The 20,563-nt window shown below is 44.6% G+C and carries 16 protein-coding genes and 1 tRNA gene; 13 read left to right on the forward strand and 4 right to left on the reverse strand.

Translation table 11 applies throughout. The annotated features are described in order from the left end of the window. Positions 1-57: 57 nt before the first annotated feature. Entirely contained in the window at positions 58-288 is a 231-nt protein-coding gene (locus tag AA84_RS0103525; RefSeq protein WP_028976049.1) for a DUF378 domain-containing protein, read from the reverse strand. Positions 289-502: 214 nt separating this feature from the next. Here AA84_RS0103525 and AA84_RS0103530 point away from each other — a divergent pair, with 214 nt between their 5' ends. From AA84_RS0103530 to AA84_RS0103540, 3 genes are all read left to right on the forward strand, one after another. Next, positions 503-1,858, forward strand: a complete 1,356-nt coding sequence (locus tag AA84_RS0103530; RefSeq protein WP_028976050.1) for a glucose-6-phosphate isomerase — start codon at positions 503-505, stop codon at positions 1,856-1,858. Positions 1,859-2,344: 486 nt separating this feature from the next. Then, on the forward strand, positions 2,345-2,638 hold the full coding sequence (locus AA84_RS0103535; protein ID WP_028976051.1) for a YggT family protein: 294 nt from the start codon (positions 2,345-2,347) through the stop codon (positions 2,636-2,638). 315 nt (positions 2,639-2,953) lie between these two features. Next, positions 2,954-4,417 carry an MFS transporter gene (locus tag AA84_RS0103540; RefSeq protein WP_128166502.1) on the forward strand — a complete coding sequence of 488 codons (1,464 nt, stop codon included), beginning with the start codon at positions 2,954-2,956 and terminating at the stop codon, positions 4,415-4,417. Positions 4,418-4,526: 109 nt separating this feature from the next. On the opposite strand, the gene AA84_RS0103545 is transcribed toward AA84_RS0103540, so the two are convergent. Further along, positions 4,527-4,599: transfer RNA gene (locus tag AA84_RS0103545), tRNA-Ala, on the reverse strand. A 272-nt stretch (positions 4,600-4,871) separates the two neighbouring features. On the opposite strand from AA84_RS0103545, the gene AA84_RS0103550 reads away from it, so the two are divergent. The 5 genes from AA84_RS0103550 (at position 4,872) to AA84_RS0103570 (ending at position 13,366) form a co-directional block, all read left to right on the forward strand. Continuing rightward, positions 4,872-6,293 (forward strand): amino acid permease, encoded by a 1,422-nt coding sequence (locus AA84_RS0103550; protein WP_028976053.1) that lies wholly within the window; start codon positions 4,872-4,874, stop codon positions 6,291-6,293. 277 nt (positions 6,294-6,570) lie between these two features. Beyond that, positions 6,571-8,721 (forward strand): transglycosylase domain-containing protein, encoded by a 2,151-nt coding sequence (locus AA84_RS0103555; RefSeq protein ID WP_037562868.1) that lies wholly within the window; start codon positions 6,571-6,573, stop codon positions 8,719-8,721. A 275-nt stretch (positions 8,722-8,996) separates the two neighbouring features. After that, positions 8,997-9,929: a ferrochelatase gene (hemH, locus tag AA84_RS0103560; RefSeq protein WP_028976055.1), complete on the forward strand. Its 933-nt coding sequence runs from the start codon at positions 8,997-8,999 to the stop codon at positions 9,927-9,929. A gap of 116 nt (positions 9,930-10,045) precedes the next feature. After that, the gene (locus AA84_RS0103565) at positions 10,046-10,618 is read left to right on the forward strand and encodes a TetR/AcrR family transcriptional regulator (RefSeq protein ID WP_028976056.1); all 573 of its coding nucleotides are present in this window, start codon (positions 10,046-10,048) and stop codon (positions 10,616-10,618) included. A gap of 111 nt (positions 10,619-10,729) precedes the next feature. Further along, positions 10,730-13,366, forward strand: coding sequence for a YhgE/Pip domain-containing protein (locus AA84_RS0103570; RefSeq protein ID WP_028976057.1), 2,637 nt, complete (start codon positions 10,730-10,732; stop codon positions 13,364-13,366). Positions 13,367-13,530: 164 nt separating this feature from the next. On the opposite strand, the gene AA84_RS0103575 is transcribed toward AA84_RS0103570, so the two are convergent. Next, complete coding sequence (locus tag AA84_RS0103575; RefSeq protein ID WP_028976058.1) at positions 13,531-14,181, reverse strand: histidine phosphatase family protein; 651 nt, start codon at positions 14,179-14,181, stop codon at positions 13,531-13,533. A gap of 200 nt (positions 14,182-14,381) precedes the next feature. Here AA84_RS0103575 and AA84_RS0103580 point away from each other — a divergent pair, with 200 nt between their 5' ends. From AA84_RS0103580 to AA84_RS0103590, 3 genes are all read left to right on the forward strand, one after another. Next, the gene (locus AA84_RS0103580; protein WP_028976059.1) at positions 14,382-15,371 is read left to right on the forward strand and encodes a lipoate--protein ligase; all 990 of its coding nucleotides are present in this window, start codon (positions 14,382-14,384) and stop codon (positions 15,369-15,371) included. Positions 15,372-15,525: 154 nt separating this feature from the next. Continuing rightward, entirely contained in the window at positions 15,526-16,791 is a 1,266-nt protein-coding gene (locus AA84_RS0103585) for a M48 family metallopeptidase (RefSeq protein ID WP_028976060.1), read from the forward strand. 98 nt (positions 16,792-16,889) lie between these two features. Next, the gene (locus AA84_RS0103590) at positions 16,890-17,993 is read left to right on the forward strand and encodes a D-alanine--D-alanine ligase (RefSeq protein ID WP_028976061.1); all 1,104 of its coding nucleotides are present in this window, start codon (positions 16,890-16,892) and stop codon (positions 17,991-17,993) included. Positions 17,994-18,140: 147 nt separating this feature from the next. On the opposite strand, the gene AA84_RS16995 is transcribed toward AA84_RS0103590, so the two are convergent. After that, complete coding sequence (locus AA84_RS16995) at positions 18,141-19,106, reverse strand: 3D domain-containing protein (protein WP_028983988.1); 966 nt, start codon at positions 19,104-19,106, stop codon at positions 18,141-18,143. Between the two features lie 380 nt (positions 19,107-19,486). On the opposite strand from AA84_RS16995, the gene AA84_RS0103605 reads away from it, so the two are divergent. Beyond that, positions 19,487-19,999 (forward strand): acyl-CoA thioesterase, encoded by a 513-nt coding sequence (locus AA84_RS0103605; RefSeq protein ID WP_028976063.1) that lies wholly within the window; start codon positions 19,487-19,489, stop codon positions 19,997-19,999. A 113-nt stretch (positions 20,000-20,112) separates the two neighbouring features. Further along, positions 20,113-20,208: a YjcZ family sporulation protein gene (locus tag AA84_RS18550; protein ID WP_037562872.1), complete on the forward strand. Its 96-nt coding sequence runs from the start codon at positions 20,113-20,115 to the stop codon at positions 20,206-20,208. Positions 20,209-20,563: the final 355 nt, after the last annotated feature.

A 20,563-nucleotide genomic window follows, 5' to 3' on the forward strand; every position in this document is an offset into this window, starting at 1 on the left:
AAATAAAAAGGATCTCAGCCATGATCGGTTGAGATCCTTTTTATGGGCCTGCACCATTTAACGTGTTTGTGTTTCACGTTCGTGTTCCACACTTTCGCTTGGGCGAAACAGGATTGTTAGGCAATACAAGGCACAGAGTCCGACAATACCGTAAATAAGACGTGAGAGAGCGGATCCTGCACCTCCGAAAATGGCGGCGACAAGATCAAAGCGAAAGAAGCCGATCAGCCCCCAGTTAATTCCTCCGATAATAAGCAAGACGAGACATGTTTTCTGCAAACCGCTCATAACCGTTCCTCCTTTTATGTGCGTGCATCCCTATCATGTCTTTTTCTGGCAAAACTATTCATTTAAATCGTGATTGGGGCGAAAGATTACAAAATATGATCACATTGTGAAATCGTTTGCAGATAGAGGGATATTCATCCATGATGACTTGAATTTGCGCCCGCGATCTTGTACAGTTAAGAAGGAATGATAATGAATAATGGAGGCCGATGAGATGAGCAAGAAAGTTGCTTTTGATTACAGTAATGCGCTTTCCTTTTTTGCACAGCATGAAGTGGACTATATGACGTCACAAGTTTCTGCTGCCCATAAAGCAATTCATGAACAAACGGGCGCAGGCAACGATTTTTTGGGCTGGCTTGACTTGCCGACTGCATATGATAAAGAAGAATTTTCGAGAATTAAGAAAGCAGCTGAAAAAATTAAATCGGATTCAGACGTTCTGGTTGTTATCGGTATTGGCGGTTCTTATTTGGGAGCACGGGCTGCTATTGAAACATTGAACCATTCTTTTTTCAATGTGCTGCCTAAAGAGGAACGTAAAGTACCTCAAGTTTTTTTCGCAGGGAACAGCATCAGCGCAACGTACCTTAACGAGCTGTTCGATGTTCTAAAGGACAAGGACGTGTCGGTCAATGTGATCTCGAAATCGGGAACAACGACCGAACCGGCGATCGCATTCCGTGTTTTCCGCGAATTCCTAGAAAACAAATACGGAAAAGAAGAAGCGAAACAAAGAATTTATGCAACGACCGATAAGGCCAAAGGTGCTCTAAAAACACTTGCCGATAAAGAAGGTTATGAATCGTTTGTCATTCCAGACGATGTGGGCGGACGCTTCTCTGTCTTGACGGCTGTCGGGCTACTTCCGATTGCTGCCTCAGGCATTGATATTGATGAACTTATGACCGGTGCGCGCGATGCACAAAATGATTTCAGCGAACCGGAACTGAGTAAGAACCAAGCCTATCAGTATGCAGCTGTCCGCAATATTCTGTACAACAAGGGCAAAACGGTTGAAATGCTGGTTAACTTCGAACCGCATCTGCACTACTTCTCAGAATGGTGGAAGCAGCTATTTGGCGAAAGTGAAGGCAAGGACTTCAAGGGTCTGTATCCATCATCTGCGGATTTCAGTACTGATCTTCACTCGCTCGGCCAGTTCGTTCAAGAAGGCCGACGCGTGATGTTCGAAACGGCAGTGCTTGTTGACGAACCAAGAAAGAATGTAACCATTAAGGCGGAAAAGGAAAACTTGGACAACTTGAATTTCTTGGCGGATAAAACGATGGACTACGTAAATAAGAAAGCAGCTGAAGGCGTTCGTCTTGCTCATACGGACGGTCAAGTGCCGCAACTGGTGGTCTCGATTCCTGAATTGACGGCTTATCACTTTGGCTATCTGATTTATTTCTTCGAAAAAGCAGTGGCTGTCAGCGGTTATTTGCTCGGCGTCAACCCCTTCAACCAACCGGGTGTTGAAGCGTATAAGAAGAACATGTTCGCTCTTCTTGGCAAACCGGGCTATGAATCAGAGAAGGCATCGCTCGAAGCACGTCTGAATCATTGATTTAAAATGCTTAAATACGATATAAAAAAGTTTCGCCGTTTGACGGCGAAACTTTTTTTGCAGGTAAAGAAAGTATGTGATTTTACCCCGTCTTCAAATCAATAGCCCAGTGTCTTGGCCGAGAATCAAAGCGGAGGTACTGTGGCGCCTGCGGGATCGCGCTTAGTTGATGCGTGCCAGCGAGTAACCGAAGCGGTGATTCAGCACTGTTAAGACACGAGTCCATCACACATGTATGAAGGAACTTTCCTAAAGGAACTTTCGCTAAGCGCGCATATGTCCTGTAGGTAACGCGAAAGCCATCGCATCCTGCGAAAATGAGGACTGGGCTTTGCCCAATTTTTCTTATATAAGATTCTAGCCGACGTATTGACGCGACTTCTGCGACGCGCAGGTTTGACGATCAACGCTTTATCGCTTAACATAAAAACAGAGATTCACGAAGAAGACGAGTTCTAACTGATTGCACGAAAGGATAGAGGGCGTGTGAAACGTAATAAAACAGGGATGTTTCCTAAACTGATCAGCATTTTGCTGACTTTTGTCCAAGTTGTCATTGCTTTATATCTTTTGCTTAAATTTTTTGGAGCAAATCCGACGCCGTTTGTTAATTTTCTGAACAGCTTAAGTGAACCGATCCTTAATCCGTTTCAAGGCATTTTTCATCCGATCGTTTATAAAGAACATATCCTCGACCTTTCCGCATTATTTGCCCTGATCGTGTATAGTATTATTGGGTTTGGTATTCAAAAAATCTTTAGTATGCTGAAAATGAAATAAACCGATTGAATTCACAAAAGCAGAAGGATGACTTTCTGCTTTTTCTATTTATTTGACACGTTGCCTGTTGGCGTTGTTTGCTCATAAAAAAGCTTAAAAGCCGCATAAAAACAGCGTTTTAACCCCATGCAAAAGATAAGAAAAATTTGACAGGCACAGAAATCATTGTTAACCTTAAAAATCCATACCCGGTTTGTGTGTGAATTTGCAAAAACGGGAAATTTAATAAATAAGGGGGAATGAGGTTTTCGATGCAGCGTATGTAAAAAACGCATATTCATCGAAAACGAACAAATGACTGAAGGAGACAGGAACATGAAAAGAAAAGAAAATGAAACTGTAAAAAAAGATGACATTACGGTCATTGATTTAAAAACAGCGCGCAAAGCGGTGATTGCCACAAGCGTTGGCAATGCGATGGAGTGGTTTGATTTCGGGATCTACTCTTATCTGGCAGTGACTTTAGGCAAAGTCTTTTTCCCGGAAATGAGTAATTCTGTACAATTAATTTATACATTTGCAACCTTTTCGATTGCCTTTATCGCGCGTCCGATCGGCGGTTTGGTTTTTGGTATGATGGGCGATCGGTATGGCCGAAAAAAGGTATTAACGGTAACGCTAATCATGATGGCGCTCTCGACGTTAAGTATTGGTTTAATCCCTTCTTATGCTGCGATTGGTCCGACAGCCGCGCTACTATTGCTTGCTGCGCGTTTGGTTCAAGGGTTCTCAACCGGCGGTGAATATTCCGGAGCAATGACCTTTCTTGCCGAGTCGACGCCGGATAAAAAACGCGGAGTCATGACTAGTAGTTTGGAAGTCGGCACGCTCAGCGGCTACATCGCCGGATCCGGTGTTGTGACGCTGCTCACTTATTTTTTAAGCAGCGAAGCGATGCTGTCATGGGGCTGGCGCATTCCTTTTCTCATTGCCGCACCAATTGGCATGGTTGGCTTCTATTTGCGGGAACATCTTGAAGAAACTCCGGCTTTCCAAGCCATGAAGAAGAAACACCAGAAAGAAGAAAAACAGGTATCGGTTAAGGAGATCTTTCTGTATCATTTACGGCCGCTGATTGCCTGTGCGGTTATCGTATGCTTCTTCAATCTTGTCGAGTATCTGTTGCTTTCCTATATGCCGTCCCATTTAAGTGCCGTACTCGGTTATGGAGAAACCGAAGGGCTTCTTTTGATCTTGATTGTCATGTTTATCATGATCCCAATTGTCGTTTTAATGGGGCATTTCAGTGATCGAATTGGAAATAAACGGGTGGTTCAGATTGGACTAGTCGGCTTGATTCTTGCATCAATACCAGCCTTTTTCATGATCGGAAGCGGAAACAGTATACTCGTCTTTACGGGACTGCTTGTCCTTGCGGTTTTCCTGTCCTGTTTTGAAGGCACGGTACCTTCTTTGCTTCCATCTCTGTTCTTCACATCGGTAAGATACGGGGGACTGGCGATTACGTATAATATTTCTGTTTCACTCTTCGGCGGTACGACGCCGATGGTCTTGGCTTGGCTGACACACGCCACCAACGACACGATGATGCCTGCTTATTACATGATTGCTGCTTGCGTGATCGGACTCATTGTCATGACGTTCTTTGTCCACAATACATCTGGTAAAGCACTGAGAGGTTCCGCACCGGCAGTTGTTGGCGAGAAAGAAATCAAGAATATTTTGGATAATCCTGAGGAGCACTATTGGTGGAAAGAAGAACGCAGAAGAATCAAGAAACGGGTCAGCAAACGAAAGGCAAGAAATAAACGAAAATAAACATGAATCAAAAGGCCGCCGATTTAATTGATAATCGGCGGCTTCTTTGTGCAGTAATCTCGAGACACATGAAGAGTAAGTACTGCAACAATATTATGCTTATTTTTGATGGAGCATAGGGGGATCGAACCCCTGACCTCTGCCATGCGAAGGCAACGCTCTCCCAGCTGAGCTAATGCCCCATAAAGAGTACGTTACAGATTATACTGCTCAAGGAAAATAGGGTCAACCCCAAAATAGAAAATTACGCTTTAAGTAATTGGAACGGGAAAAAACGTAACAAATACATCCGGATGCAACGAAATAATCATTGAATAATGACCGGAAAAGGGTTTCTTAAATAAAAAATCGATTAAAATGGAGAAAAGTTATACCTTTTAGGTCACATTTTCTTACATTAGAGTTATAATCGTATTTGAAATTATTTTTATATATGGAAAAGGGGATGTTTTCAGTGAATGTATTCAGAACGAAGCCCGTTTCCAGTCTCATTGCAGAGACCAAAGGGAAATCCGGACTTAAAAAAGCATTGGGACCGCTTGATCTGACAATGCTTGGTATCGGCTGTATTATCGGTACCGGTATTTTTGTTTTAACCGGTGTTGCGGCCGCGGATCTCTCAGGCCCGGCTTTGGTCCTCTCATTTGTTTTTGCCGGACTCGCTTGCTGCTTCGCAGCACTTTGCTATGCAGAATTTGCTTCGATGATTCCTGTCGCCGGTAGTGCTTATACATACGGCTACGCCGGTCTAGGTGAAATTTGGGGTTGGATTATTGGCTGGGATTTGATTTTGGAATATGCAGTTGGTATTGCGACCGTTGCGATCGGCTGGTCAGGCTATGTGGTCAACCTTCTTAATAATATCGGAATTGTTCTGCCGAAGGCAATCACATCCTCACCGTTTGAGGGCGGGGTCATTAATGTTCCGGCAATGCTGATCATTGCTTTGATTGCTTGGCTGCTGATTAGTGGTGTCCGCAATACGTCAGGCGTTAACGGCGTGATTGTTATTATTAAAGTTGCGGTTGTGCTGTTGTTCATTGTCTTAGCTGTATGGCATGTCAAACCAAGCAACTGGACACCGTTTATGCCATACGGATTCAATGGAGTTATCTCCGGTGCCGCCGTTGTATTCTTCTCTTATATCGGATTTGATGCAGTGTCAACGGCTGCTGAAGAGACGCGCAATCCGCAGAGAGATATGCCAAGAGGAATTATAGCCTCACTTTTGATTTGTACGGTTCTTTATATTGCTGTTTCCGCAATCTTAACGGGAATTGTAAAATATACAGCCTACAAAACGCCGGCAGGACACAATGCACCGGTTGCTTACGCGCTTGATTTGATTGGTATTCATTGGGGTGCTGCGCTTATTTCGGTTGGCGCAATCTGCGGGATTACATCGGTATGCCTTGTGTTGATGTTCGGCCAGTCACGTATCTTCTTCGCGATGGCAAGAGATGGTCTGATCCCTAAGGTGCTTGGCGGTGTCAGCCAAAAACATCAAACGCCTGCCGTTTCAACGACAATTGTGGCAACGGTCTGCGCATTGACCGCAGGACTTTTCCCAATCGGCATTGTCTCTGAGCTGGTGAGCATCGGGACACTGGTTGCTTTTATCATTGTCTGCGCCGGTACAATTGTGCTCCGTTACAAACGCAAAGATCTCGAGCGTTCGTTCAAGGCTCCATTCTTTCCGGTTACACCGATTCTCGGTATTCTTTCATGCGGCTATCTGATTTCCGGGCTTCAGCCGGCAACGTGGATCCGTTTTGTTGTCTGGTTCGTACTGGGACTGATCGTATACTTTGCCTATAGCTATAAGCATAGTGCGCTTCGCACGAAAAGCAGTGTTGATGAACAGTTGCAGAGCTAATTTTATTCGGTTAGACAAATTAATGATTCAATCTCCCGAGCATGTGTTCATGTGCCGGGAGATTTTTATGTTTAAGAGGCATGAAGCGGTGTCAGTCGGACGTATAAACATACATACCCATTTATTTTTATTTAATCCGTGCTTTGAACCCTCTCATTCGGGGAATCCTGTCAAAAATTTTCGTAAAACAGGACGGATTTTTCTTTTTTTGCTAATGTGTATAGAGATATTGCAAAGACTATGTATGTATCGAAGTGTTTAGAAAGGTGGAGGACAAATGGACAGAGGAAAGCTGTACAAACGGTTGTTCCAGGCAGCTTATTTCATTATCGGCGCAGCAATCGTCGGGCTGCTTGTCTATTTTGTTGTTCTTCTGATCGGCAATCATTATACGGATGATGAGAAATTGGTGATGAGCAGGACTTCTGTCGTTGTGGATGAACAAGGTCATGAGCTTTCCCGACTTTATGCTGAGAACCGTGAACCGGTTTCATTAAATAAGATTCCCAAACCGGTTCAGAATGCGTTTATCGTGACCGAAGATCTGCGCTTTTATCAGCATTCGGGTATCGATTTACGCGGCGTGATGCGTGCGCTGGTTACAGACATTGTTGCTGGCAACAAAGCCGAGGGAGCAAGTACCATCACACAGCAATTGGCTAGAAATGCCTATCTCTCGAACGAGAAAACATGGTTTCGAAAATTCAAAGAGGCAACCATTGCGATCAGTCTCGAACGAAAATATAGTAAGAAACAGATCTTGGAAATGTATTTAAACCAGGTGTATTTTGGTCATGGCGTTTACGGCATTCAGATGGCGTCAAAATTTTTCTTTAATAAAGATGTTGGTGATTTGACAGAAGACGAAGGAGCGCTGCTTGCAGCGATGCAGAAGGGACCTAACGGCTACTCGCCGATTTTGCATCCGCAAAAAGCACTTGTCCGCCGAAATCTTGTCCTTTCGCTGCTTGAGAAGAACGGCTATTTATCCGCAGAACAGACGGTGCGTCTCAAAGGAAAGACGCTTGGGCTGAATGTCCATAAAATTCAAACCCATCCGGAGTATGATTCCTACATGGATCTTGTGAAGCAAGAGGCCGAGAAAACGTATCATATTTCTTCTGAGGATCTCATTCGCGGCGGTTATAAAATTGTTGTGCCCATGAACCGAGAAGCGCAATCGGCATCCTATAATGCATTCAAAAATAATGTGTATTTTCAAGGCAGCAATCCCAATCAATCACCGGAAGGCGCATTCACCTTGATGAATAAAAATGGTGCCATGCTCGCGGTTCAAGGCGGGCGAAATTATGTCCGCGGAAGCTATAACCGCGTCAATGATAAACGGCAGCCCGGTTCTGCCTTTAAACCGCTGGCTGTCTACGGACCGGCACTTGATTCGGGCAAGTATCAGCCCTATTCGATGCTTCAAGACAAGAAGGTCAGCTATGGAAACTATACGCCAACGAATTACAACGGCCAATATACAGGCACAATGACGATGTACGATGCGATTACCGTATCACAAAATGCACCGGCGGTTTGGCTGCTCAATCAGATTGGTATTGCGAAAAGTAAAAGCTATTTAACAAAAATGGGGATTAATCTATCAGACCATGGGCTGGCGATAGCACTCGGCGGGCTGAGCAAGGGCGTCACGCCGCTGCAAATGACGACCGCCTACACGACATTCAGCAATAACGGATCTCAGTCGAAACCGTATTTTATCTCAGCGATTTATGATCATCAAGGCAAAAAGATTGGCGAGGCACATCCGCAAACGAAAAAGGTTTTTTCGAAACAAACTGCTTGGTATATGACGCGGATGCTGCAGGCCGTCATGAGAGACGGAACCGGTCGTTCAGGGTACAGTCCAGCGGAGATTGCCGGTAAAACAGGATCCACGGCATATTCGAAAAATGGACTGCGCGATGCGTGGTTTGTCGGCTATACGCCTGATGCGGTCGGCTCTGTATGGATCGGTTACGACCAGACGAATAAAAACCAATATCTGACCGGCTCCAGCAATGATGCGGTTCGGCTGTTTAAGACGGTCATCAACAGCATGCCCGGCGAACAAAAGCTGAGTTTCAGCAAACCTGACGGCGTTACGGATCTTGACGAGCCGATTCGGATCGCCTCGGTCTCGCGCCTGCGTGCGAAGGGTGTACTTGGAAAATATGCATTGCCTGCTCTTCAGCTTAATTGGGAGGGGAATACGGATAAACGAATTGTTTACCGGATCTACGCAGAAAAAGATGGACGGCGTTCGCTCAAAGGCGAGGTCAAAGGGCAAACCCATTATCGAATTGATTTCGTTAATCCTATGAGCAATGAGACGTACTATGTGGTGCCTTATAATCCACAGACGAATCAAAGCGGTAAAGCGTCTCCGTCGGTCGAAATTAACTGGTTCTCAAAATTATAAGAAGCTGGTAAAGTACCGGGCTGCCCGCGGCAAGCGAGTAACCGAAGCGACGATTCAGCACCGAAAAGACACGCCCCCATCACACATGGCTGAAGATTAGGGACCGGGCGCTTTTTGCCTAGACACAGGTATTGTGTTTGCCAGAAAGTAGAAAGCGGTTTTGATGCCAGTTTCTCGTCATTTGTTCGTAAAAGTACTAGAATAGAGGATGTTTGATTGAGTAAATAGGTCCATTACATAGAAAAACAGCATGATGTTGGAAAGGGTTGAAAACGATGAATCAGAAAAAAATTGGGTTATTGGTCATGGCGTATGGAACACCGTACAAGAAGGAAGATATTGTTCCCTATTATACGGCAATTCGTCACGGACATCGACCAAGTGACGAACAAATTGCTGATCTTGCACGTCGTTATGAGGCGATCGGTGGGACATCACCACTTGCTGAATTGACGCAGGCACAAGCAAATGCACTCGAAAAGCGCTTGAATGAACAGCAATCTGTATACACGTTCAAAGCGTATCTTGGTTTAAAGTATATACATCCGTTGATCGAAGATGCGGTTCAACAAATGCATGATGATGGCATTGATCACGCTGTATCAATAGCTTTGGCACCGCACTACTCCAGATTCAGCGTGCAAGCGTACACGGATCGTGCACAGAAGAAGGCTGAAGAGATCGGTGAATTCACAATGACATCGATTAAGAGCTGGTATGATCAGCCTCATTTTATTGATTTCTGGGTACGTTCAGTTAAAGATCAGCTAGCAAAGATCCCCGAAGAAGAGCGGGATCAGACCGTTGTTCTGTTTACAGCACACAGTCTCCCAAAGAAGATTTTAAAAAATGGTGACCCCTACCCGGATCAAATTCGCGAAACAGCAGAAAAGATCGCCGACCAGGCAAATCTCCTCCATTATACGCAAGCCTGGCAAAGTGCGGGAAAAACAGGTGACCCTTGGCTGGGCCCGGATGTACTGAATCAGATTCGAACATTATTTCAGCAAGAGGAGCACTTTAAGCACTTTATCTTTTGTCCGATTGGTTTTGTTGCTGAACACTTAGAGGTGCTGTTTGATAATGATCGTGAATGTCGAACACTTGTTGAATCATTGGGTGGCATCTATCATCGCCCGCAGATGCCGGATACCCATCCGCTTTTTATCGACGCCCTTGCTTCAACTGTATTAAATACATTTGAGTGATGGATGAAAAAAGTTTCGCCAATCCCTTGCTGTTCCAAAGTGTCTGTGATAAAATTCTCTTCAGAACAAAATGACTAAACTGTTCATACGGTCATTTTTGGAAAATGGTGATTCCCGTGGCGATTGATCGAAAAAAAATGATATTAAGTGCTGCTGAACGTACCTTCGCTTCTTTTGGCTATAAAGCAACAACGATGGATTTGGTTGCGCGTTTGGCCAATGTTGGAAAAGGAACGATTTATACCTTTTTTAAAAATAAGGAAGAGCTCTTCAATGAAATCATGAATCAGTTTATCAAGCGGATAAAGGCGACAGCAACAAATGCAATACATGATGATGATCATTTTTTCGTCAACTTGCATCGCGCACTCTATTCAATGCTTGAATTGCGCAAAGAGCATCAGCTCACAATCAAACTGACTCAAGAACTGCGTGAAATCGGAACCGCTCAAGCAAAACAAGCGTTAGCCAATATTGAGGATGCTATACTCGGATTTATGGAGGAATTCATCAGTCATGCTGAGCAGAAGCAAGAAATCAAGCTGTGCGATCCTAAAGTGACTGCTTTTGTTATCCTCCACCTGTATATTTCGCTTGTTTTTGAGTGGGAACAACGTCATCAGCCTTTATCAAAAGAGGAAATCGCTCACTTATTTGAACTCTATTTGGTACAGGGCTTAAAAAAATAATAGTTGCAGCTGTTATTTTTTTAAGCTGGATTGACCAATTGACTCATTTGGTCATTTAGATTGCCTGGGTATTCATCTTGGAATGAACGACAGAAAGCAGGTGGAAGCACAATGAATGTGATTCGCTTAATCAGTGCCGAGCTGAAAGCAATTGTAACAAAACCGCATCATATCATTGTCATGCTTGGTGTGATGTGTATTCCGTTGATTTACGGAGGCATGTTTCTTTATGGATTTTGGGATGTGTTCGGCAAGTCGGGCAACCTTCCCGTTGCCGTCGTCAATCATGATGACGGCGCGATCCTCGCCGGTAAACACATTCATGCGGGCGCGGATTTAGTTGATGAATTAAAAGACAACAAGGATTTTGATTGGCGCTTTGTAAGCGAAAAGTCGGCTGAAGACGGATTTAAAAAGAATCGTTATTTTATGGTGGTCACAATTCCGAGAACATTCTCAGATAATGCAGTGACTTTAGCTGATGATCACTTGAAGCCAACGCAGTTTCGCTATCAAATTAATTCCGATTACAACTTTATTGCTGGGCGTATTGCAAGTTCGGGCGTTCAGGAACTTCAGAAACGCGTGTCGGAGGAATTAACGAAAACCTATGCGAAAACGATGTATGCACAAATAAATGAATTGACCAAAGGATTAGGAAATGCTGCTTCTGGCTCCAATCAATTAACCAAAGGCAATAAGAAAGTCGTCGATGGCATCGTTCATTTACGCGACGGTTTTAAATCGTTAATGAACGGCACCGGCCAGTTAAAAAACGGTTCGGCAAAACTGGTGGACGGTGCTGATGCATTAACCAGCGGCTTGAATCAGGTTGCTCGCGGAACCCGTCAGCTCTATGATCAGACCAGTACAAACAGTGCGGATATTGCAAAGCTGGCAGATGGTGCAAGCACACTTGCTGATAAGCTTGATGAACTGAATGCAGGTGCTGAGAAACTTGCCGGCGGATCCGGTCAACTCAGTAGTGGGGGGCAGAGCTTGAGCAATGGCATGGAACATTATCTTAAGGGATTGCAACAGTTCCAAACCAGCATGAATAAAGAGAAAGATGGCATTGACACGCTGAATCAGCAATTGAGTGAGGCCAAACCGGATGTCGAAAAACTTGTAGCTGCTGTTTCTAAGTTGAATGATGGTGCCGATCAGCTTTCAAGCGGAATCCAAAACTTGGCTCCCTACACGCACCAATTATCTGAAGGGATGAGCAGTGTTGCAAAACTGGCGAGTGGGCTTCCGAACGCAGATCAAGTGGGAAAGCTAAAACAGGCTTCTGCAATGCTTGATCAAAGTTTGAGTCAAATTCAGCAAAACAACGGCAGCATTGATCAGAAACAGCTGCAGGCCCTGCAGAATACGGCAAAACAATTAAACACAGGCATTCAAGAAATTTCCGTACCATCTTTCGATTCGACCCAAATCAAACAATTGGCTGAAGGAGCAGCAACGATCGATGCAGCATTCAACCAAGGCATCAATGGCGAGCCCAGCCTGGTCGATGCATCAACATCACTGGCCCAAGGCATGAATACGCTAAATAATGGTATGGCTCAGTTTGAAAAACAGAATGATAGGTTAGCTAAAGGTGTCTCACAATTATCTGATGGAATGACTCAGCTCAGCGGCGGTCAAGCAGCATTGCAAACCAACTTCTTAAAACTAGTTGAAGGTCAGGCGCGGCTTGCGAGCGGAATGACCGAGCTGCAGCAGAATTTAGCAAAGCTTCCAAGTGCATCAAAAGCCTTGAATGGAGGCGCAAATCAACTTGCAGCAGGCAACGCGCATTTGAACCAGACCTGGCCGAAGCTGGTCAGTGGTATTCAAACGTTGCAAACCGGAACGGGACAGCTTGTTTCAGGAAGTTCAAAATTAGCAGCCAATATGAATACTTTGCAGAGCGGATTGAATGATCTGTCGTCGGGGCAGGAGAAGCTTGCCGGCGGAACGAATCAATTAAGGGATGGCGCACAGAATCTGCTGAAAGGCAATACAACGTTGAGCAGCAATCTTGCAGACGCTCATCACCAACTGGCGAACACGCCGACAAACGATTCCCATGCGGCTAAATTTGCTGAACCGGTGACCTCTATTGATGCGTCACATCAAGCAGTCACCAACTTCGGGACCGGTTTTGCACCATACTTTATTTCACTTGGTCTTTATGTTGGTGCGATGCTGCTTACCATTGTCTATGATCTTGGCAAACCGGCCGGACTTGCGACTTCAGGATGGAACATTGCCTTCAGTAAATTTTTTATCACGATTCTGATGTCACTTGGTCAGACGTTGCTGATTGATGCGGTTGTCTTGAAAGGACTTCATCTAGAAGTGACCCATCCGTGGACGTTTGTCGGTTTTACACTTTTAACCAGTATCAGCTATATGGCAATCATTCAATGGCTTGCCGGTTCGTTTAATAATGAGGGCCGATTCGTGGCTGTGATTCTGCTGATCGTTCAGCTCGTCTCATGCGGCGGTGCTTATGCGATTCAGCTCATCCCAGAAGGACTGCGGTCCATTTCAAAGTTTGTGCCGATGACCTACAGCGTCAATGGATTTCGAAATATCATTGATGGGCACCAGCAGCAGATGCTAATTCAGAATTCGTGGGTATTGGCTGGTTACGCTGTGCTTGGTTTAGCCTTGAGTGTGGTTACTTTTACCATTAAATTTCATCTGGATCAAAAAAAGATTAAAGCAAGAAACTATGAAAACAGTACCGCGGGCTAATCCGTACTTAAAAAAGATCATCAGACCGAAACTTAAGGTCTGATGATCTTTTTTTTTTTGCACGATAAGAAAGAATATAAATTCTATGGATGATCTGTAGGGGCAACGCCACCGCATCCTGCGGCAGTAAGGGGCGGATGCAGAACGTTTCTCGTTAAGCAGCCTTATAGGTTCTCTGTTCGGCCAATATAAGCAATTTTAAAGACGCCGTTTTCAAAAACAACTTTGGTGACACTCGTATTTTCAATAGAAGAAACATGAATTTTAGCATCGGACAACAGGTAAATCAGACAGCTGATGTATAAGCCGTGGCTGACTGCAAGAATGTTCTGTTCGTCACTGTGTGCCATGACGCTGAGTATGGCGCGGATGCGCGTCTTGACGTCTTCGAAGTTCTCAGCCAATCCGGTTGTATCCAAACGTTTCAAGCCATCGAGTGCTTTAATCTTCAACTCATCCGGAGAATCGCCGCGAAGTTCCGGATCACCTGCCGCTTCACTTGCAGCTTCCCACATTGAATCATTGGGATCACCTTCGAATTGGCCGAAGCTTACTTCACGTAAATCCTTGGTTTCAATGGGAGTGAGTTCAGGATTTGCTGAATGATCCAAAATCAGTCGCGACGTCCGCCGTGTACGCCCGAGATCACTCGAATAAGCACCATCAAATGTAATTTTTTCTGCTTTGAATCGCGTGCCTAATTCAGCCGCTTTTTTCTCACCAAGTTCTGTAAGCGGCGTGTCTGAAATGCCTTGAACCTTCCAAAGCTGGTTGAATAATGTTCGGCCATGTCTCACGAAATAGATGCTTTTCATGAGGTACCTCCTATTCTTTGGGTATCACGAATTGTTCCGTTGTTCTTAGTACTCAATCTTCTATAGATTAGCGTAATTTAACAAGACTTGTAAAGAAAAACGCGAGAATTTCCTAGAAAGTGGCTTGCATCTAGACGTGTGTGGCTGCGGGAATTATGATTAGAGAAGAGATATTGCTATAAGCTGAGAGGAGAATAATGATGATCTATATAAATAATCGAGACCTACTTGATCAAACACTCAATTTCGCTCTTGAAGAATATGCGCTCAAACAGCTGCCGAGTGATGAGACCTATCTGATGTTTTACCGTATGGCGCCAACCGTGATCGTTGGGCGCAATCAGAACACCGTTGAAGAATTAAACATGGATTTTATCAGCAAACATGACGTGACGGTCACGCGACGTCTTTCTGGAGGCGGTGCAGTGTATAACGATCCGGGCAACCTGAGTTTCAGCTTTATTGCAAAGGACGACGGCGACAGCTTTAATAATTATAAAAAATTCACCGAGCCGGTCATTCGTGCGTTGGCGCACATGGGGGTAGATGCCCAATTGGAAGGGCGCAACGACTTGACTGTAGCGGGTAAAAAGATTTCCGGAAATGCTCAATTTGTCACTCAGGGACGTATTTTCAGTCATGGAACCCTGCTTTTTGATGTCGACTTGGACGTGGTTTCAAAGGCACTGCATCCGGACAAGGCGAAGTTCGAGTCTAAGGGGATTAAGTCCGTGAGAAGCAGAGTAACGAATATTCGCGAACACTTAGCAAAAGATAGAACCATTCATCAATTTAAGGAAGAATTACTGCACTATATCTTTGAAGGACAAGATCATGTGCCGGAATACAGATTGACGGATCAGGACTGGACAAAAATTATTGCACTCGCCAATCGTCGCTACCGGAATTGGGATTGGGTCTATGGAAAATCGCCGGAATTTAATCTGCAGAAGGCACGCCGTTTTCCAGGTGGACGTGTCGATTTCCGGATGAATGTCAAAAAAGGAAGGATTGAGAAACTGGCGATCTTTGGTGATTTTTTTGGCGCTGGCGATGTGCATGAGTTTGAACGGCAGCTCATCGGGCTAAAATATGACCCAAATATACTTGATCAAAAACTGAAAGCGATCGACTGCCACCATTATTTTGGAAAAATTGGCGCGGAAGAACTGCTTGCTACACTTTTCTGACAGCAAAGCGACAAGGTCAGATTGCGAATCAAACGCACGGGCTTTTGCGGGATTGATGTTCTAAACAAAGAAGTTGCGGACTAAATTGATAATAGCCCGTCCTTTAGTTATGAGAGACGGACAATCTGTGGGTAATGAAAGAGGAGGGTCCATCTTGAGACGTAAAAAAGTGTTCGGGTGGTTTATCATTTTATACGGGATTTATCTGCTAACCATGGCTGCTTATTTTTTTGTTTGGGCAAAATCATCCATTCCTTTGACAATGAAAGGAACAGCGGCCGATCCTTCTTTATTCATGAACAAACAACAGCTTGCTGAAAGCAGCACATTGAATGCATGGCGTCATTTTCTTTCTTTCGCGACCATTCCGCTCGATTGGGGCGTTTATCTGTTTGTGCTTGTTGGAGGCTTCTCATTATGGATCAAGAAATGTTCAGAACGGCTGTCCCGTTCGTTTATTGTCCAAATGGTTCTGTGTTATGTTTGTCTGTCATTGATCACGCTCATCGTTTTTCTACCGGTTTCCTTTGCGTCATATCAGTTATCCGTGCACTTTGGCATCTCGGTTCAGCCGCTTGCGGACTGGCTTAAGGATCAAGCAATCAGCACAGCAGTCAGTACATTGATTGGGTTGATCGCCATGACGGCGGTAATGGCTCTGGTCCGGCGCTATCCAAAGAATTGGTGGCTGCCGGCTTGGCTGCTGTCGATTCCATTTATTCTTTTTATGATGTACGTACAGCCGGTTGTGATTGATCCGCTGTATAATCATTTTCAGCCGCTAACAGATGGGGAATTAAAGACTGAAATTCTGAATATGGCATCGAGAGCAGGCATCCCGGCGAATAATGTTTATGAAGCAGACATGTCTCGGGAGACGAATGCAATGAACGCTTACGTGAATGGTATCGGCACACATTTGCGTATTGTCCTATGGGATACAACGGTCAATCGTCTGAGTCATTCCGAGGTACTGTTTATTATGGCACACGAAATGGGCCATTATGTGATGCACCATATCATATGGGGGACCGTTTCGGCACTGATTGGACTTCTGCTGACGTTGTGGATTGCTGCGAAAATTCATTTATGGGCAAGCATTCGCTGGGGGGGACGCATGAATATTTCTCACCCAGGCGATTTAACGGCGCTGCCAATGCTGCTTCTCATTCTGTCGCTCCTTTCATTTGCTGCCGAACCGGTGCAAAATATGATTTCGCGCGATTTTGAATGGCAAGCCGACCAATACGCGATTGAGATGACACAAGACCGTCAGGCGGCGATTCGTTCCTTTCAGAAGCTATCTGTATCTAGCCTTAGTGAAATGAATCCACCGGCGTTAGTAAAATGGATTCAATACGATCACCCAACCATGCTCGAGCGAATAGATTATTTAGAGCATGTGAAATTAAATCGGTGATGGCAAAATTCAAAAGGCGCTTTCCTTTCTTTGTGAATATGATAAAGTAATATGGAAAGCGTTTTCATAATATGGATAAAGGGACTGAGGCATCTACGATGGCAAATGAGAGGAAGACAGTCGCTGTTTTGTACGGTGGAAAGTCTACAGAACATGAAATCTCACTGCTCACTGCCTTTTCAGTAATCAATGCGATCAATTTAAAGCGATATCGCGTCTTACCTGTTTATATTAATCAGGACGGACGTTGGATTCCAGGCAGTGAAATCACGGGAAAACTTGAGTCAAAGGATCAACTGCTGCTTCACGAGAATAGTAAAGCGGAACACGCGGTGGAACACTGGATTGCACCCTCCAGTCCGGTGGATGTAACAAGCGCTCGCCCGGATATTGTTTTCCCACTTCTTCATGGACCAAATGGCGAGGATGGTACGGTGCAAGGCTTGATGGAGCTGCTTAATCTTGCTTATGTAGGATCCGGTGTTGCCGGATCGAGTGTTTGTATGGATAAGGTATTGATGAAAGATATCTTAAAAACGCATAAGATTCAGGGCCCGAATTATCTGTCGGTATCACGTTTTGAATGGGAAAGCGATGCACCAAGCCTGATCCTAGCCATTAAGCGTTCGATTGGCTATCCTTGTTTTGTAAAACCGGCAAACGGGGGATCCAGTGTAGGGATCAGCAAGTGCGTCAGTGAGACGGACCTGTCGGCGGCGATCACAGAGGCACTTCTTTACGATTCAAAGGTTATTGTTGAGGAGCATATTAATGGGCGCGAAATTGAAATCGGCGTTCTCGGCAACCATGAGCTTTCCATTTCGGTTCCCGGTGAAATCATTACGAAAAATGCAGCCTTTTACGATTATCAGTCTAAGTATCATGAAGGAAACAGTACGCTAGTTATTCCGGTTCATTTATCTGAAAAGGTATTGGCGGAACTTGAAGAAACGGCAAAGCGTGCGTTTGCGGCACTCAATCTGTCCGGGCTTGCGCGTGTCGATGTGTTTCTCAGAGAGAAAGATCAACGCATTGTCGTTAATGAATTAAATACGATGCCTGGCTTTACTCAGTTCAGCATGTTTCCTTTACTCTGGCAGCATACTGGATTGTCCTATCCGCAATTAATTGAAACGTTGATTGATCTGGGGTTACAGCGGCATAACGACAAGCAGAAGATCCATTATCGTATTCAGTGCTGAATTAGGGCATCAAGAAAACCCCCAAAAAGGCTGATTGAGCCAAATGGGGGTTTTTGTACGACTAGAAAGTAGTGACATTTTCAAGGAAAGCGCATTTCTTTATGAAAAACAAAGAAGCTTGCCCCGCTAAGGAGCAAGCTTCTTGTCTTAGTTAAGTACGGTAACGGTTAAGGTTCTACGGCCAAATTGTAAAGCTTGATCCCGCGATGGAAAATGAACGTCAATTCGCTTTCCCTTAATCGCTCCTCCGGTGTCTCCGGCGACAAAGACGCCGTACCCGGGGATTTTTACCTTTGATCCAAGTGGAATGACTTTTGGATCCACAGCAATCACTTTGGCGTTCGGATTACTGGAGAAATCAATCCCGGTGGCGGACCGTCCTCCAAGAGAATAACTTGTCGCCTCCACAGTTATTGATCGACCGGCTTGCTCAGCGGGCGCTGACTTTGGCGCTTGGGCTGGCTGAGCTGAAGTTTTACTTGCCCTTGGCTTATTTGTGTCTGCAGCACGCTCAGCTTCTTTTTGAGCTTGTTCTTTCGCTTCTTTTTCAGCCGCTTTGCGCGCGGCTTCTTCAGCAATTTTCTTTGCTTTTTCTTCAGCCGCCTTACGTGCACGCATTTTGGCTTGCTTTTTTTTCTGAATCTTAAGCGTAACGAGACCTTCTTGATTTTCTTTCGCTTCGCTGGTATGACGATATACCGTGTAAAGAACCGTTTTTGTACCCGCACCAATGAGTTCTTTTGAATCATTGGTTGAATCCGTTTCAAAGGCACTGACTGCCGACAGGGTGGATTCACCGACAACACCGTGATCTTCTCCGTCATAATAGCCAAGTTTTTGAAGTTCCTCTTGTAGCTTCTCAACGATTGGTCCTGAATCGCCTTGCTGAATCAAACTATTCCCAAATATTATGTTGATCTCCTGGCTGTCTGATTGAAGAGCCGGTGTGTTTGCTGCAAAACCAATTGCCTGACTCTGTTTAGGATCCTTACTTTTGTATGCGTGACTATCATTCGTACTGCCCGTTTTGGCGAAAGCAATAGTCGTTGGTGTTATGACACCAAAACATACTGCTAAGCTCGTCATCGCCGTCAGCCTTTTAATGATATTCATAAAGTAATAACCTCCTTAGATAAGCCGCCATGAAAGAATCATGGTCAACTCCAAGGGCTATTCTAAGGGTTTAATGTCTCAGCCGTGTTTTAGCGATATTACAGTTCTGTAACATGAGATCAATAGTGTTCATTTTGTCAATACATTTTTCGCTGTTTTTTACTCTATTTTTGTGAAATAGAGACAGGCGTGGCGACTTTTGTCCAATCGTTTCCTTGCCTTGCATCTTCATTGAATCGCAAATTTTGCGGTCTGCTTTTTGTTCATCTATACTGGTTAATAGGAGAAAAAAATAACTAAAAAAAGAATGATGTCGATACAAGACATGTTCCAACGTAATGATAACTAAGTCGCGTTTTATTAAAAATTGGAGGACAGTCATGGAAGCGAAAAGAGCACGAGATTCATTCGCAGTACTTTCATCTCAAGTTATGCCAAATGACACAAATAATCACGGAACATTATTCGGAGGAAAATTAATGATGTATGTTGATAATATTGCGGCAATTGCGGCCAATCGACATGCTCGGGAGCTCGTTGTGACTGCTTCTATTGATTCCGTTGACTTTTTGCGGCCAATTGATACGCAATCATCGGTGTGTTTTGAAGCGTTCGTTACATGGACGCATAGTACATCAATGGAAGTTTTCGTAAAGGTTATTGCTGAAAATCTACGAACGGGCGTGCGGAGGTTGTGCACGACCTGTTTTTTGACTTTTGTTGCGCTTGATGATCAGGGGAAACCGACTACCGTGCCGAAAATAATTCCGGAGAGCGAAGAAGAGAAGATGCTGTTTTCGAGCGCTGAAAAGCGCTATACGCAAAGGAAACAGCGCCGCGGGCAAGCAAAGGCGTTTACAGAGCGGCTCTCATTGAACAAACCTTGGGCATGAGTTATTGCCCGGTTTTTCACAGGCTTTCACACGAAATGAAGATTTCTGCATAACATGTAGTGTTGAGTAAGGACACAAGCTCAATAATTTTAAATGAAGGGGCGAGTGACGATATGGGTGCTTCTACTGGTGGATACAGCGGCAGTTTTGCGTTAATCGTTGTTCTGTTCATTTTGCTGATCATTGTGGGTACAGCTTACGTTTATTAATGACTGATGCTCATTAATGTATGATGAAGAACACCCGCGGCATGCCGCGGGTGTTCTAATTATGGACTTTAGTCCGTTGAGTACGCGTAGCGTGCGAAACATAAAACCCCCCCGCTATGCGGGGGGAGTACCAAATCGTTATACAAAGAAGCGCTTCCTTTCGATAGAATATAGATGTTCAGGCTATATTGCTACATGAAAGGAAGCGCTAGAATGGCTAATAAAGCAAACAGTTTAGCCCATACCAAATGGTTGGATAAGCTACTTACCGCAAGAGGTCACGAATTCGTGCGTTATGCGGATGACTGTAACATCTATGTCAGAAGCCGGCGCGCGGGATACCGAGTTCTTGCCA

Origin of the sequence: Sporolactobacillus terrae DSM 11697, from assembly GCF_000648615.1 — a bacterium.
In the GTDB taxonomy this organism is placed as follows: domain Bacteria; phylum Bacillota; class Bacilli; order Bacillales; family Sporolactobacillaceae; genus Sporolactobacillus; species Sporolactobacillus terrae.

What these genes read in the sequence shown, in the direction of transcription:
- AA84_RS0103530 (WP_028976050.1), top strand. Translation starts at nt 503, where the DNA reads ATGAGCAAGAAAGTTGCTTTTGATTACAGTAATGCGCTTTCCTTTTTT.
- AA84_RS0103570 (WP_028976057.1), top strand. Translation starts at nt 10,730, where the DNA reads ATGAATGTGATTCGCTTAATCAGTGCCGAGCTGAAAGCAATTGTAACA.
- AA84_RS16995 (WP_028983988.1), bottom strand. Translation starts at nt 19,106, where the DNA reads ATGAATATCATTAAAAGGCTGACGGCGATGACGAGCTTAGCAGTATGT.
- AA84_RS0103580 (WP_028976059.1), top strand. Translation starts at nt 14,382, where the DNA reads ATGATCTATATAAATAATCGAGACCTACTTGATCAAACACTCAATTTC.
- AA84_RS0103555 (WP_037562868.1), top strand. Translation starts at nt 6,571, where the DNA reads ATGGACAGAGGAAAGCTGTACAAACGGTTGTTCCAGGCAGCTTATTTC.
- AA84_RS0103525 (WP_028976049.1), bottom strand. Translation starts at nt 288, where the DNA reads ATGAGCGGTTTGCAGAAAACATGTCTCGTCTTGCTTATTATCGGAGGA.
- hemH (WP_028976055.1), top strand. Translation starts at nt 8,997, where the DNA reads ATGAATCAGAAAAAAATTGGGTTATTGGTCATGGCGTATGGAACACCG.
- AA84_RS0103540 (WP_128166502.1), top strand. Translation starts at nt 2,954, where the DNA reads ATGAAAAGAAAAGAAAATGAAACTGTAAAAAAAGATGACATTACGGTC.
- AA84_RS0103575 (WP_028976058.1), bottom strand. Translation starts at nt 14,181, where the DNA reads ATGAAAAGCATCTATTTCGTGAGACATGGCCGAACATTATTCAACCAG.
- AA84_RS18550 (WP_037562872.1), top strand. Translation starts at nt 20,113, where the DNA reads ATGGGTGCTTCTACTGGTGGATACAGCGGCAGTTTTGCGTTAATCGTT.
- AA84_RS0103590 (WP_028976061.1), top strand. Translation starts at nt 16,890, where the DNA reads ATGGCAAATGAGAGGAAGACAGTCGCTGTTTTGTACGGTGGAAAGTCT.
- AA84_RS0103605 (WP_028976063.1), top strand. Translation starts at nt 19,487, where the DNA reads ATGGAAGCGAAAAGAGCACGAGATTCATTCGCAGTACTTTCATCTCAA.